14 protein-coding genes are annotated in these 13,164 nt (G+C 57.8%); 12 read left to right on the top strand and 2 right to left on the bottom strand.

Features of this window, described 5'->3' with window-relative positions:
• Window positions 1-659: tetratricopeptide repeat protein (locus HMPREF3107_RS02340; RefSeq protein ID WP_070452963.1), on the top strand; the 659-nt coding region annotated here is incomplete at its 5' end.
• A 116-nt stretch (window positions 660-775) separates the two neighbouring features.
• On the opposite strand, the gene HMPREF3107_RS02335 is transcribed toward HMPREF3107_RS02340, so the two are convergent.
• Entirely contained in the window at window positions 776-3,088 is a 2,313-nt protein-coding gene (locus HMPREF3107_RS02335; RefSeq protein WP_070452960.1) for a TonB-dependent siderophore receptor, read from the bottom strand.
• A gap of 367 nt (window positions 3,089-3,455) precedes the next feature.
• On the opposite strand from HMPREF3107_RS02335, the gene HMPREF3107_RS02330 reads away from it, so the two are divergent.
• From HMPREF3107_RS02330 to HMPREF3107_RS02305, 6 genes are all read left to right on the top strand, one after another.
• The gene (locus HMPREF3107_RS02330) at window positions 3,456-3,878 is read left to right on the top strand and encodes a hypothetical protein (protein WP_070452957.1); all 423 of its coding nucleotides are present in this window, start codon (window positions 3,456-3,458) and stop codon (window positions 3,876-3,878) included.
• The gene (locus HMPREF3107_RS02325) at window positions 3,871-5,097 is read left to right on the top strand and encodes a beta-ketoacyl-ACP synthase (protein ID WP_070452948.1); all 1,227 of its coding nucleotides are present in this window, start codon (window positions 3,871-3,873) and stop codon (window positions 5,095-5,097) included. The genes HMPREF3107_RS02330 and HMPREF3107_RS02325 overlap by 8 nt, the downstream gene beginning before the upstream one ends.
• The gene (locus HMPREF3107_RS02320; RefSeq protein ID WP_070452946.1) at window positions 5,078-5,581 is read left to right on the top strand and encodes a hotdog family protein; all 504 of its coding nucleotides are present in this window, start codon (window positions 5,078-5,080) and stop codon (window positions 5,579-5,581) included. Before HMPREF3107_RS02325 ends, HMPREF3107_RS02320 begins: the two co-directional genes overlap by 20 nt.
• A gap of 204 nt (window positions 5,582-5,785) precedes the next feature.
• The gene (locus HMPREF3107_RS02315) at window positions 5,786-6,442 is read left to right on the top strand and encodes a leucine-rich repeat domain-containing protein (RefSeq protein ID WP_070452943.1); all 657 of its coding nucleotides are present in this window, start codon (window positions 5,786-5,788) and stop codon (window positions 6,440-6,442) included.
• Window positions 6,443-6,719: 277 nt separating this feature from the next.
• Window positions 6,720-7,448: a 3-oxoacyl-ACP reductase FabG gene (fabG, locus tag HMPREF3107_RS02310; protein WP_070452940.1), complete on the top strand. Its 729-nt coding sequence runs from the start codon at window positions 6,720-6,722 to the stop codon at window positions 7,446-7,448.
• Window positions 7,448-8,671 (top strand): beta-ketoacyl-ACP synthase, encoded by a 1,224-nt coding sequence (locus tag HMPREF3107_RS02305; protein WP_070452936.1) that lies wholly within the window; start codon window positions 7,448-7,450, stop codon window positions 8,669-8,671. The genes fabG and HMPREF3107_RS02305 overlap by 1 nt, the downstream gene beginning before the upstream one ends.
• A 155-nt stretch (window positions 8,672-8,826) precedes the next feature.
• Here the strand turns inward: HMPREF3107_RS02305 and HMPREF3107_RS02300 are convergent, their stop codons facing one another.
• Complete coding sequence (locus HMPREF3107_RS02300; protein ID WP_070452933.1) at window positions 8,827-9,300, bottom strand: OsmC family protein; 474 nt, start codon at window positions 9,298-9,300, stop codon at window positions 8,827-8,829.
• 275 nt (window positions 9,301-9,575) lie between these two features.
• Here HMPREF3107_RS02300 and HMPREF3107_RS02295 point away from each other — a divergent pair, with 275 nt between their 5' ends.
• From HMPREF3107_RS02295 to HMPREF3107_RS02275, 5 genes are all read left to right on the top strand, one after another.
• Window positions 9,576-10,715, top strand: a complete 1,140-nt coding sequence (locus HMPREF3107_RS02295) for a PilT/PilU family type 4a pilus ATPase (protein WP_003773128.1) — start codon at window positions 9,576-9,578, stop codon at window positions 10,713-10,715.
• 77 nt (window positions 10,716-10,792) lie between these two features.
• Window positions 10,793-11,110 carry an HLGFF motif protein gene (locus HMPREF3107_RS02290; protein WP_070452930.1) on the top strand — a complete coding sequence of 106 codons (318 nt, stop codon included), beginning with the start codon at window positions 10,793-10,795 and terminating at the stop codon, window positions 11,108-11,110.
• Between the two features lie 2 nt (window positions 11,111-11,112).
• Window positions 11,113-11,307 (top strand): cbb3-type cytochrome oxidase assembly protein CcoS, encoded by a 195-nt coding sequence (gene ccoS / locus HMPREF3107_RS02285; RefSeq protein WP_003773124.1) that lies wholly within the window; start codon window positions 11,113-11,115, stop codon window positions 11,305-11,307.
• A gap of 15 nt (window positions 11,308-11,322) precedes the next feature.
• The gene (locus HMPREF3107_RS02280) at window positions 11,323-12,618 is read left to right on the top strand and encodes an MFS transporter (protein WP_070452927.1); all 1,296 of its coding nucleotides are present in this window, start codon (window positions 11,323-11,325) and stop codon (window positions 12,616-12,618) included.
• A gap of 120 nt (window positions 12,619-12,738) precedes the next feature.
• Complete coding sequence (locus HMPREF3107_RS02275; RefSeq protein ID WP_070452924.1) at window positions 12,739-13,104, top strand: YkvA family protein; 366 nt, start codon at window positions 12,739-12,741, stop codon at window positions 13,102-13,104.
• The last annotated feature ends 60 nt before the right edge of the window (window positions 13,105-13,164 follow it).

The raw sequence follows: 13,164 nt of genomic DNA, 5'->3' as shown, positions 1-13,164 counted from the left end.
GATTTGGGGGGGATTTTGCAAAGGTCTCAAACTGCGAAAAAGCCGAAAAATATTACCGCCGTGCCGCCAAACTCGGCCACGCCGAAGCACAGGAATCACGCGGCCGCCTATACGAATTTGCAGAAAAGCCCGACTACCGCCGCGCCCGCAAATGGTATGCACGCGCCTTTAAGCAATACGGTAGCACAAACCCCGATACAGCCTATGCAGCCTACCGCCTCGGCTGGCTACACGAGCGCGGCCTCGGCGGCAAAAAAGACATTAAGACAGCCTGCTTGCTTTACCGCAAAGCAGCCAAAGCGGGTTGCGCCGAAGCCCAACGCGCCCTCGGTTACCTATACGATAAAGGTCTCGGTCTGCCCCGAAGCTATGCCAAAGCCTACAAATGGTCCGCCCGCGCCGCCCTACAAGCGGATGAAACCGCCTGCAATAACATAGGCGTCCTCTACCACGACGGCAAAGGCGTGCGCCGCAGCAAAAAACTGGCGAAAAAATGGTACAAACTCGCCGCCCGCGCGGGCAGCATCATTGCATTATCAAACCTCGGCGGTCTCTATGAAGACGCAGGCCGTCTGAAAAAAGCCGTCCGCTACTACCGCCGTGCCGCCGAGGCAGGCAACAAATATGCCGCCAAGCAATTGAAGCGGCTGGATAAGTAATCATCGGCCGTTTTCAGACGGCCTTTTTGTAGAAGGCCGTCTGAAAACAAAAAATCGGCAGGTACAGGTAGGATTTTGTCATCCGGCCTGCTCCTGCCGATTACCGCTTAAGGGGATTACAGCCGCCAGTTCAATTTGAACATGATATTGCGCGGCATACCGTAAAAATTGTAAGCGCCATTGCTGCGGTTGGCATTGTTTTCAAAATAACGTTTGTCTGTCAGGTTGTTACCTATCAGGCTAAAACGGATTCGGTCGGTCGGCGCGTATTGCACATCGGCATGCCACAAGGTGTAGCCGCCCTGCTTGAGGTTGGGCTGGTTATACAGATTGCCGGTACGGCTTTGCGTGCTCATACCCACACCTATGCTCCAACGGTTGGCAGCACCCGGCAAACGATAGTTGGTGTAAAGCCGGAAAATATTGCGCGGTGTGTGCTGACTGAATCTTTGCCCGTCTTCGTTGTGTTCATCACCGTTGCGGTATTTGCTGTCGTTGTAGGTGTAGCCGGCAAACAGTTTCCAGTTATCGGTCAGATTGCCGGAAATTTCCGCATCTAAGCCTCGGCTGACCACGCGGCCGGTGTTGATATAGTAGCCGTTGCCCATGCCGTCGTCACCGCCATAAACGGCGCGGTTTTTCTGGTCGATTTGGAACAAGGCGACGGCGGTGTTCAAGCGATTGTTGTTCCAAGCGGATTTCCAGCCGATTTCGTAGTTGGTGCCGATAACAGGTGGTAAATCATTGCCACTGGCATCTTTATATTCGAGCTGCGGTTTGAAAATCGAGGTGTAGCTGGCATACAGGCTGTGATGCGGCGTTATATCCCATGTAATGCCCAAATAGGGTACGAAACGGTTGCGGTTGATGCGGCGTGCCATGCTCTCCAATGAGACAGGATTGGCCGGGTCGATTATGTCATCGGTGTTTTGCCGATAACGCCAACGGGTGTAGCGGAAACCGGCCAGCAAGTGCAGTTTGTCGGTCGGGTTGAAGCGGATGCCGGCACTGACGGCATGAGAACGGGTATGCTCATCGGTATGTCGGCGGATGGAGTTGAAGCGGTAATCCAGATCGGCCAGTTTGCTCCAATCGGGGCGAGGGATAACGGAACCGTCAAACGGCTCCAGCGGAAAATCTCGGCTCAAGTTAGGGTCGCACCAGTTCGGCCAGCCGCGCGATGCGCAAAACTGATTCCAAGAGTCGGACGGGTCTGCCCACAGATTCCAATGCTGCATGGTTTCGGAATCGGTACGCCGTTTGTTGTAACTGTATGTGGCAAACACGTCGTGCCGGCGTCCCAATGCCTCAAAGCGGCCAGTCAGCTTGCCTTGCGCCGTCCATTGCGCGGTTTTGTTGTCGGCAAGGCGGTTGCCGCTGCCCCAAATGGTGCCGCTGCTGTTTTGCCAACTCGGCCCGCTGCTGAGCGCGGCATACTCTCTAAATGCGGTATCGCGACGATAATCGACCAAGCCGACAGCCCGCCAGTCATCGTTGAAATCGTACCGCAGCTCCGAAAATAAATTGAATTTGGTGAAGCGGCTGTTGTTCCACGGCGCACCGGAATAAGCATTGCGCGGCAGATGCAGCGGATGATCCTCGCTGCCCGCAGGCAGGCCGTACACATCCGGCACCGCATGGCGGTTTTGATACAGGCTGCCCACCGTCCACACAGCCTTTTCGCCCAAATCGAAATCAAGCACGCCGTACACCACGTTTTGCCGGCTATTGACGCGGTCGATAAAAGAGCCAGCCTTTTCCCATGCGCCCGACAGACGGCCGCGTACTGTGCGGCTGCTGTTTAGGCTGTCGGAAACATCCAATTCGCCGCGGTAAGTGTCGAAACGCCCCGCACTCACGCTGCCTTGTATCTGCCGTACGGAAATCGGCCGTTTGCGTACCGCATTGATGGTTCCGCCCGGCTCGCCGTTGGCCTGCGTCAAACCGGTGGCACCGCGCACCACTTCGATGTGGTCGTACACCGACAAATCGGTCTGGCTCTCGGCATTGAGAATGGTTTCGCCCACATAGCTGGAAACATCGGAAGAAATGCCGTCCTCTTCTATTTGGTCGATATAGAAACCGCGCGACATGAAGCGCGAGCGGTCGGAATCGCGCACAACGGTAACGCCCGTAGTGGCCTTCAGCGCGTCTTCCAAACGGGTAATGCCCTGACCTTCAATCTGGGTTTTGGTAATGACGCTGACCGACTGCGGCGTTTCCCTGGGTGACAAAGCCAAACCCGTGGTGGTACGCATGGCGGAAGTGGTGAACGAATCACGGTTTTCGGTACGCGTACTGCGGTTTGCCGCCTGCACATGAACATCTTCCAATGCCCCCGACACTTCAACTTCATCGGCAGCCGCCACCGCATGTGTGCCCAACAGCATGGAAGCAATCAGGCTCATGCGAAATCCCGAACGGTTCATTTCTTCACCTTTCCTTTTCATAGATTAAATTAAATTAACCTTTCTATTTTATCGGCGAAGGGGAAATACACTTATCGGCAAAACGGCGTAATCCCAAAGCACCAAACAAACAAGCCTGAAACAAGGGTACCGCCACCGCGCCGCCCCTCTGCTTTCCATTTGTTTTAATTACATTAAACTTTCAGAAAAATATGCTTTTGCTTGACGAAAACCCGACCCCTACTTCATACAGACTATACTTTCAGACGACCTTTTTGTAGAAGGCCGTCTGAAAGCCCGCCATCAAGACATTCTTCCCCGACAATCCACGCCCGCCCCGCTTCGTCTATAATCACACCCCATTCCCATTCCGCAAAGGCTGCCTGAAATGACCTTCCCCAAGCTTCTCGTCCCCATCGTTGCCGCGCTGCTGCTTGCCGCCTGCGGCACAGCCTTCGCGCCGCAGGATTTGCCGCATTTGGCGGCGGGCGAGAGCCGCCGTTTCAAGCTGGAGCGGCTGGATGAAACCGGTGCGGCGGAGCAGGTGTCGCTGTTGGTGGTGCAGAGCGAGGCGGGCGGGCAGTCGCGCTGGATTCAGACCGATGCGTTCGGTGCGCCGCTGGCGCGTTTGCTGGCCACGAAAAGCGGCTGGCGGCGCGACGGCTTTGTGCCGCCGAACCATGCCGCGCAGGCGGTGTTCACGGCGATGTTCCCGCTGTTGGAAAACGGTTTTTCAGACGGCCGGCCGCGCGAGTTGGAGGGCGGCGGGGCGAAATGGCGGCTGACACCTTTGGGAGAGAGCGATGAATAAGGCACGGGCATACCTCGGCCGGCCGGGTTTGGTGTCGGCTTTGGGCAGCGGTTTGGCGGAGCATTTGAATGGCCTGTTGAGGCCGTCTGAAAACAGCCCGCTCACGTTTTCTACCGAATGGGTGAAGGGAAAAAACCGTGCTTTCGGCGCGGTAAACCGGCCGCTGCGTCCGTTTCCCGACAACCTGCCCGCCGAACACCGCAGCCGCAACAATCAATTGCTGTGGGACGCTTTGGCGCAAATCGAGCCGCAGATTCAGGCAGCCCTCAGCCGCTACGGCGCGGACAGAATCGGCGTGGTCATCGGCACATCGGTGGGCGGTGCGGACGAAAATATCCCGCTGTTCCAACACGTTGCAAACGGCGGCGGCTGGGCGGACATTCCGTTCAAGCAGCAGGCGCAACTGCTTTCCTCGCCCGCCGATTTTGCCGCGGCGGTGTACGGCCTGCGGGGTGCGTGCTACGGCGTGTCCACCGCCTGCACGTCCGGCGCGCGGGCGCTCATCAGCGCGGCACGGCTGCTGCGGCTGGGCGCGTGCGACGCGGTATTGTGCGGCGGCGTGGACACGCTCTCGCCGCTCACCATCAACGGTTTCGCCTCGCTGGAAGTGCTTTCAGACGGCATTTCCAACCCGTTTTCGCGCAACCGCAACGGCATCAACATCGGCGAAGCCGCCGCCGTATTCGTGATGACCCGCGAAGACGACGGCGACGCCCTGCCGCTCTTGGGCTACGGCGCGAGCAGCGACGCGCACCATATGTCTTCCCCCCGCCCCGACGGCCTCGGCGCGGCGCAGGCTTTTCAGGTAGCCTTAAAACACGCGGGATTGCCGCCCGAAAGCATCGGCTGGATCAACCTGCACGGCACCGGCACGCTGCTCAACGACGGCATGGAAAGCCGCGCCGTGGCCGAAGTGTTCGGCAGCCACACCGCCGCCACTTCCACCAAACCGCTCACCGGCCACACCCTCGGCGCAGCCGGCGCACTCGAAGCGGCCTTCGTATGGGGCATCGCCAGCCGACGCGACAATCCCGAAGGCAGCCTGCCGCCCCAACTGTGGGACGGCCATGCCGACCCCGAACTGCCCTCAATCGCGCTCACCGTTTCAGGCAGCCGGTGGCCGCAAGGGCGGCGCATCGGCGCGAGTTCGTCGTTTGCCTTCGGCGGCAACAACAGCGTCCTCATCATCGGAGAAGACCATGCCCCAATGTCCGATTAAACAACCCGCCGCCCTCCTGCCGCACAGCGGCCGCATGGTGCTGCTGGACGAAGTTTTATCCTACGACGACAACAACCTGCACGCCGTCTGCACCATCCGGCCCGACTGCATCCTGCTCCCCGACGGCGCAAACGCCCTGCCCGGCTGGCTCGGCCTCGAAATCATGGCACAAGGCGTGGGCGCATGGGCAGGTGCGCACGCGCTGGATGCCGGCCGCCCCGTGCAGCTCGGCTTCCTGCTCGGCACCCGCAAACTCCACTTCGCCCGCCCCGAAATCCCCGTCGGCACCGTGCTCGACGTACAAATCACCCTTTCTTGGCAAGACAACGCCACCAATATGGGCGTGTTCGACTGCACCCTCGCCTGCCGCACCCCGCCCCCGGGCCGCGACGACCTCGCCTCCGGCACACTGCTCCTCTCCGGCGCACTCAATGTATTCAGCCCCACCAACCGCGAGGCTTTGGACACGATTTTGGGCAGATAAGTTTCAGGCAGCCTTGAGGCCGTCTGAAAGGCTACCTGAAAGCATAATCTCCTACGAAGCTAAACGATGAATGAAGCAAAGCGGGCTTGAAGCCCGCCGTTGGCACTGCCGTATCCACTCTTTCAGACGGCCTCAAAACTCTCCAAGGCTACCTGAACCCATACTTGCCAACATGCCTACTCCACCCCGCACCGGAGCACGCCTATGGAAACGTATTTCTACAATAAAAACATCAACTGCATCGAAGTCCAGCCCGCATTTATCCGTACCGCCATGCGGCAGGTCAAGCGTTACCGTTGCGGCATTCGGATTTTGAGCCGGCCGACTGTTGCCATCAACCCGCCACCCGCGCCGAAACACGCCGTGGTGGATTTTGCCGATTTGGCCGCTTATCCCGAACTGCCGCACCTCCAAATCGAACACGATCTTGAGTCGCCCGAATTCATCAATACGGATGCCCTATACCGCTTCGAGCAATTGGACACCCTGGTTATCGGACAGCCAATCGACATCGACCTCTCCCAACTGCCCGCGCTCAAAGACTTAAGGCTGGACTACAACAAAAAAAACCGAAATATCGGGCAATGCACCCGCTTGGAGCGTTTATACCTATGGTCTTACAAAGGCAAAGACTTAACTGAATTCCAAAACCTGACGCGGCTGAAAGATTTATTACTGGTGCGCCCCTCCGTGTGCACATTAAACGGCATCGAAAACCTCACCGCCTTGGAAACAATCGACATCAGCTATGCCCGCAGCCTGAACGACATATCTGCCCTGCACCGGCTGCAAGCAATACACCAAGTCAGAAATATTGGGCTGCCGGAAAAATTTCATGACGAGGTGTTTGGGCAGAAATAGAAAGTAAAAAACGGCGGGATAGTGATACGGATAATCGGCTTTCAGACGGCCTCAAGCCACCACAGGCTACCTGAAAACAGGATTTCAATGCCATCCAAACATGAAACGGCAACGAAATGCCAAAATAGCCGCCTAGCCATTCCGACAAATCCGGTTCGCAGGTACAATCCGCGTGCTGCGCATCCCATCCAAACACAGCCCAAAACTTCAGCTTGGTGGAAACTTTGCCGCGCTTTGTTTTCAGGCCGCCGCCAACCCATATCAAAGGAACCTCATCATGACCCAAACCATCCTCATCACCGGCTCCACCCGCGGCATCGGCCGTGCGGCCGCTTTGGCCTTGGCACAAGACGGCTTCGACATTGTGGTGCACGGCCGCAGCCGCATGGCGGACGCCGAAGCGGTGGCGGAACAAATCCGTTCGTTAGGGCGACAGGCGCGGGTGTTGCAGTTTGACGTGGCTGACCGCACCGAATGCCGCCGCGTGTTGGAAGCGGATATCGAAGCGCATGGCGCGTATTACGGCGTGGTGCTGAATGCGGGGCTGACGCGCGACAATGCCTTCCCCGCGCTGGAAGACGAGGATTGGGACCGCGTATTGCGCACCAATCTGGACGGCTTCTACAACGTGCTGCACCCGCTCATCATGCCGATGATCCGCCGCCGCGCGCCGGGGCGGATTGTGTGCATGGCCTCCGTATCCGGCCTGATCGGCAACCGCGGGCAGGTGAACTACAGCGCGTCGAAGGCGGGACTGATTGGCGCGGCCAAAGCTTTGGCGGTGGAGCTGGCCAAACGCAAGATTACGGTAAACTGCGTCGCCCCCGGCCTGATTGATACGGAAATTCTGGACGAAAACGTGCCGGTAGAGGAAATTTTGAAAGCCATTCCGGCGCAGCGCATGGGGCTGCCTGAAGAAGTGGCACATGCCGTGCGCTTTTTAATGAGCGAACACGCCGCCTACATCACGCGGCAGGTGATTGCGGTAAACGGAGGATTGTGTTGATGAAAACAAAACGGGTGGTGATTACCGGCGTGGGCGCGGTGTGCGCCTTCGGCCGCGAGTGGCACGAAATCGAAGCCGCTTTCCGCGCAGGCAAAAACGCCGTGCGCCACATGGAGGCGTGGGATGCCTTCCCCGAAATGGAAACCCGCCTCGGCGCACCGCTGCCCGCCTATGCGCCGCCCGCACATTGGACGCGCAAACAGTTGCGCAGCATGGGCCCGCTGGCGCAATACTGCACCGATGCCGCCGAACAAGCACTGAAACAGGCAGGTTTGCTCGGCGACCCCGCTATTCGCAACGGCAGCATGGGTGTGGCCGCCGGTTCTTCCAGCGGCAGCACTGCCGACGTGCTCGACATCGGCCTGCTGCTCGCCCGCCAGCCCAACAATTTCAACGCCAACACCTATGTGCGCATGATGCCGCACACCACCGCCGCCAACGTGGCCATCTTCTTCGGCCTCACCGGCCGCCTGATTCCCACCTCCAGCGCCTGCACCTCCGGCAGCCAGGGCATAGGCTATGCCTACGAAGCCATCAAATACGGCAAAATCCCCATGATGCTGGCCGGCGGTGCAGACCAGCTCTGCCCATCCGAAGCCTTCGTGTTCGACAGCCTCTACGCCGCCAGCCGCCGCAACCACGAGCCCGAACTAACCCCCCGTCCCTACGATGCCGCACGCGACGGCCTCGTGCTCGGCGAAGGCGGCTGCATGATGGTGCTGGAAGAATTGGAACACGCCCAAGCACGCGGCGCGCACATCATCGCCGAAATCGTCGGCTACGGCGCCAACTGCGACGGCAGCCACATCACCCGCCCCGAGATGCGCACCATGCAACGCTGTATGGAACTCGCCCTCGAAGATGCTGCCCTGCCGCCCTCCGCCGTCGGCTACGTCAGCGGCCACGGCACCGCTACCGAGCAGGGCGACATCGCCGAAACCCAAGCCACCGCCGCCGTGTTCGGCCACGTTCCCATCAGCTCGCAAAAAAGCTACCTCGGCCACACCCTCGGCGCTTGCGGCGCACTCGAATCCTGGTTTGCCATCGAAATGATGCGCAGTGGCTGGTTCGCCCCCACGCTGAACCTGAACGACATCGATCCCCACTGCGGCGAAGCCGACTACCTCACCGGCTCCGGCCGACACATCGACACCGAATATGTGATGAACAACAACTTCGCCTTCGGCGGCGTAAATACCTCGCTGATATTCAAGCGTTGGTAAGGCGCATTTCAACTAAGAGGCTACTTGAAAACGGTTCGAAATATTTTCAGGTAGCCTTTCGTTTGTTTGCACACGATTGGGGAAACACTGTTGCAGGCTACCTGAAACTTTCAGGTAGCCTAAATATTCAGGTATAAGCTGCGTTTTACCAGCCCTCACTCCACCACAATCTCACACTCACATTCTACTTCGAAATTCAACGAATTGGCGATAAAGCACAAACGATGTGCTTCGTGGTGCAGGGCTTTGGCTTGTTCGATGTGCTGCGCTTGGGTGATGGTGACCTGCGGGCGTAGTGTGGCTTTGACGAACCTGCCCGGCTGCGTGCGGCTGCCTTCGTCCATCACGGCTTCGGAGCGGTCGGTGTAGGCGGTTACGGTGATGCCGGCGGTACTGCACAGGTGCAGATACCAGAGTTTGTGGCAGGCGGAAACGGCGGCCAGCAGCATGTCTTCGGGGTTGTGGCGGTGTTCGTCGCCGCGAAAGGCAGGGGCGGACGAGCCAAGCAGGTCGGGTTTGCCGGTGATTTGGACGGTGTAATCGCGCGAATAGGCGGTGTAGGACGATGTGCCGCTGCCCAAATTGCCCGTCCATTCGACGGTGGCACGGTAGATGTGTTGTTTGCTCATAGATGTTTCCTTATGGCTTGGTGGTTTTGCTGCGTTGAAACTGCGTTTTGATGGCAGCCTGCACGGATTATACCGAACAGGCGGCGCAGTCGAATATTCGGATTTGCCGTGCATTGATTGAATGTGCAGGCTGCTTTTTCAGACGGCCTACTGCATGGAACACGGTAAAAACCGTCTACCGACCGCGCAAATCACAGTATAATCGCCATCTTTCAGGCCGTCTGAAAAACAGGCGGATTATCGGACGGAAAACCAATTATTACAGGGAATACATCATGCAAACTCAAAAACCAACCGAGCCGCTGAGCATCAAAGAAACCATCTTCAACTGGCTGCGCTATATGTACGAACAAAAAGCGTCAGACCTCTTCATCACGGCCGAATTTCCGCCTGCCATCAAACTTGACGGCAAGCTGACCCCCATCAGCGACCGCCCGCTGACGGCAGGTACCTGCGGCGCAATCGCCCAGGCCATCATGACCGAAAAACAGCGCGAAGAATTCGAAAACACCAAAGAATGTAACTTTGCCATCAGCCTCGACGGCGTAGCGCGTTTCCGTGTCAACGCCATGATTCAGCGCGGCGCGGTGGCACTCGTCATCCGCATCATCAACAGCGTGATTCCGAAAATGGACGACCTGAAACTGCCCGAAGTGCTGAAAAAAGTCTCCATGCAAAAACGCGGGCTGGTGATTTTCGTCGGCGGCACAGGCTCGGGCAAATCCACTTCGCTGGCCGCCATGATCGACTACCGCAACGAAAACAGCTACGGCCACATCATCACCATTGAAGACCCGATCGAATTCGTCCATCCGCACAAAAACTGCATCGTTACCCAGCGCGAAGTCGGCGTAGACACCGACAACTGGTTCGCCGCCCTGAAAAACACCCTGCGCCAAGCGCCCGACGTCATCCTCATCGGCGAGATTCGCGATCAGGAAACCATGGAATACGCTCTAGCCTTCGCCGAAACCGGCCACCTCTGCATGGCCACGCTGCACGCCAACAGTTCCAACCAGGCACTCGACCGCATCATCAACTTTTTTCCCGAAGAACGCCGCACCCAACTTCTGACCGACCTCTCGCTCAACCTGCAAGCCTTTGTTTCGCAACGGCTGGTTCCGAAAGAAAACGGCAAAGGCCGCGTGGCCGCAGTGGAAGTGCTGTTACAGTCGCCGCTGATTTCCGACCTCATCCTGCGCGGCGAGGTGCACGGCATCAAAGACATCATGAAAAAATCCACCGACATCGGTATGCAGACCTTCGACCAAGCCTTATACGAACTGTTCGAAAGCGGCCAAATTTCCTATGCCGAAGCGATTAAAAATGCCGATTCCGCCAACGATTTGCGTTTGGCCATCCAACTGAAGAGCCGGCGCGGACAAAATGCCGGCATCGACTTCGAACTGCTGTAACCCGCGATTGAGGCCGTCTGAAAACACATTTCTACTTTTTCAGACGGCCTCTTCCTTTCTCACCACGTTTATCCGCCATGCATTATTTCAGCCTCCACACCGACAACGGCAGCCACATCGGCTTCCTGATTATGACCGCCGACGACGAAAGCGAACAGCCGCCGCAATCGGGGCAGTTCCTCGTCAAACTGCAAAGCGAAACACCGCCGCCCGCCGACATCGCCCGCCTGCTCGAACCCTTTACCGACAGCGGGTCGGCCTGCCGCTGGCAAACGGAAAAAGACCATGTCGCACTTTATGGCGGCGATGGCGGTATCGAAGGCAGAATCCGCAACGAATACCTTACCCTGTCTGAAAAAACCTTCCTGCTCAACGATTTGACCGGATTGATTTGATTATGGAAAGCATGTACATCCTAGTGCCCATCAGCCTGATTCTCGGCGCCGTCATCATCTATTTCTTCTGGTGGTCGGGCAAAACCGGCCAGTTCGACGACCTCGAAGGCCCCGCCCACCGTATCCTGATGGACGACGACAACTACCACGAACCGGCAGGACAAACACAGGCGGATACGGCCGAATCAGACGACTAAAACCAAGGAACAGCCATGAAACCAAACGATTTTTCCTTTGCCAAAAGCCGCCGCTTCGCCCCGCTGTTCGGGACACAGTTCCAAGGCGCGCTGAACGACAACCTGTTCAAAACCGCCCTGTTCGTCATGATCAGCTATCACGGCCTGGGAAAAAACAGCATCCTGCCGCCCGCGCAAATGCTGAATCTCGGCGCGCTGCTGTTCATCCTGCCCTATTTCCTCTTTTCCTCCATCTCCGGCCAACTCAGCACCCGTTACGACAAAGCACGTTTCGCCCGCATCATCAAAATATTGGAAATCGTCATCATGGGCGTGGCGGCCTACGGTTTTTATATCCAGTCGTCCGTATTGCTTTTGGCCATGCTGTTCTGCATAGGCGCGCAGTCCACGCTGTTCGGGCCGTTGAAATACGCCATCCTGCCCGACTACCTCGAAGAAGGCGAACTGATGATGGGCAACAGCCTGATCGAGTCGGGCACCTTCATCGCCATCCTGTTCGGTCAAATCATCGGCACCGTCGTTGCCGGTGCGCCGCATTGGATCGTCATGACCCTCGTCATCCTGATCGCCGTCGGCGGCACGCTGACTTCCTTCTTCATGCCCTATGTCGGCGCGAAAAACCCGCACCAGCCGATAGACCTCAACATCTTCCGCAGCACCAAGCAGCTTTTAAAAGACACTTTCGCCCAACGCGAACTCTACACCGCCATCATCGGTATTTCATGGTTTTGGCTGATTGGCGCGGTTTATACCACCCAACTGCCCACCTTTACGCAAAAACACCTCGGCGGCAACGACAATGTCTTCAACCTGATGCTCGCCCTGTTTTCCATCGGCATTGCCGCAGGCTCGATATTGTGCAGCAAACTCAGCCGCCACCGCCTGCACCTCAGGCTGGTCAGCGTCGGCACCCTCGGCCTGACCGCCTCCGGCATCCTGCTGGTATGGCTCACCCACGGCAACCACTACCAAGCCGGACAATTCCAAGGCATATTCGGCTTTCTGTCCAACGGTTACGCCTATCCCGTTATGGCCTGCATGATTGCCATCGGCTTCTTCGGCGGCTTTTTCTCCGTACCGCTCTACACTTGGCTGCAAACCGCCAGCAGCGACGAATTCCGCGCCAACGCCATCGCCGCCAACAACATCATCAACGGCCTGTTTATGGTGGCCGCCGCCATCATCAGCGCGGTTTTGCTGTTCCTGTCAGACAGCATCACCCTGCTCTACCTAGCCGTTGCCGTCGGCAACCCGTTCCTGCTGGCTTATTTGATCAGGCTCGACAAACGCTTCATCCGCCGCGCGCCCTAACCTGATTTTGCATAAAGGGGTATTGAGATAAGGCCGTCTGAAAACCATATAGCGGGTGTTTTCCGGTATTCGACACCACGGAAACGCCCGTTTGTTTTTCAAGAAGAAAGGCCGCCTGAAATGAACCAATCCGCACCAGAAGACTACATCCCCTCCTTCCGCCGCCGCAAACTGGACGAACCCGGCCTGCTGCGCAAAATCGCCCGCTACGCCGCCCGCCTCGGCGCGCCGGTGGTCAAGCAGCTATACGCGCTCTACTACCTCTACCGCTCCCCCGCCACGCCGACCAAGGCGAAATGGATTATTGCCGGCGCGCTGATTTACTTCCTCAGCCCGATAGACAGCATTCCCGATATTCTGGTTCCCTTGGGCTTTACCGACGACATCGCCGTACTGGCTTTGGCCTACGCCCAAATCAAAGCCTACCTCACCGCAGACATCCTCGACCGCGCCCAAGCCGCTACCGACGAACTGCTGCAACGCTGAACCTTCTAAGCACCGACGGAAACCATCAGGCCTGAGACCTTTGCAAAATTCCTTTTCCTC

The sequence above is a fragment of the Neisseria sp. HMSC31F04 genome, from assembly GCF_001807735.1.
GTDB classification, from domain to species: Bacteria; Pseudomonadota; Gammaproteobacteria; order Burkholderiales; family Neisseriaceae; genus Neisseria; species Neisseria elongata.
This window is presented reverse-complemented; position numbering and strand designations above follow the sequence as displayed.

Coding starts and splice junctions, on each gene's coding strand:
- HMPREF3107_RS02305 (WP_070452936.1), top strand. CDS start 7,448: ATGAAAACAAAACGGGTGGTGATTACCGGCGTGGGCGCGGTGTGCGCC.
- HMPREF3107_RS02325 (WP_070452948.1), top strand. CDS start 3,871: ATGAATAAGGCACGGGCATACCTCGGCCGGCCGGGTTTGGTGTCGGCT.
- HMPREF3107_RS02300 (WP_070452933.1), bottom strand. CDS start 9,300: ATGAGCAAACAACACATCTACCGTGCCACCGTCGAATGGACGGGCAAT.
- HMPREF3107_RS02335 (WP_070452960.1), bottom strand. CDS start 3,088: ATGAACCGTTCGGGATTTCGCATGAGCCTGATTGCTTCCATGCTGTTG.
- HMPREF3107_RS02290 (WP_070452930.1), top strand. CDS start 10,793: ATGCATTATTTCAGCCTCCACACCGACAACGGCAGCCACATCGGCTTC.
- fabG (WP_070452940.1), top strand. CDS start 6,720: ATGACCCAAACCATCCTCATCACCGGCTCCACCCGCGGCATCGGCCGT.
- HMPREF3107_RS02320 (WP_070452946.1), top strand. CDS start 5,078: ATGCCCCAATGTCCGATTAAACAACCCGCCGCCCTCCTGCCGCACAGC.
- ccoS (WP_003773124.1), top strand. CDS start 11,113: ATGGAAAGCATGTACATCCTAGTGCCCATCAGCCTGATTCTCGGCGCC.
- HMPREF3107_RS02280 (WP_070452927.1), top strand. CDS start 11,323: ATGAAACCAAACGATTTTTCCTTTGCCAAAAGCCGCCGCTTCGCCCCG.
- HMPREF3107_RS02330 (WP_070452957.1), top strand. CDS start 3,456: ATGACCTTCCCCAAGCTTCTCGTCCCCATCGTTGCCGCGCTGCTGCTT.
- HMPREF3107_RS02295 (WP_003773128.1), top strand. CDS start 9,576: ATGCAAACTCAAAAACCAACCGAGCCGCTGAGCATCAAAGAAACCATC.
- HMPREF3107_RS02275 (WP_070452924.1), top strand. CDS start 12,739: ATGAACCAATCCGCACCAGAAGACTACATCCCCTCCTTCCGCCGCCGC.
- HMPREF3107_RS02315 (WP_070452943.1), top strand. CDS start 5,786: ATGGAAACGTATTTCTACAATAAAAACATCAACTGCATCGAAGTCCAG.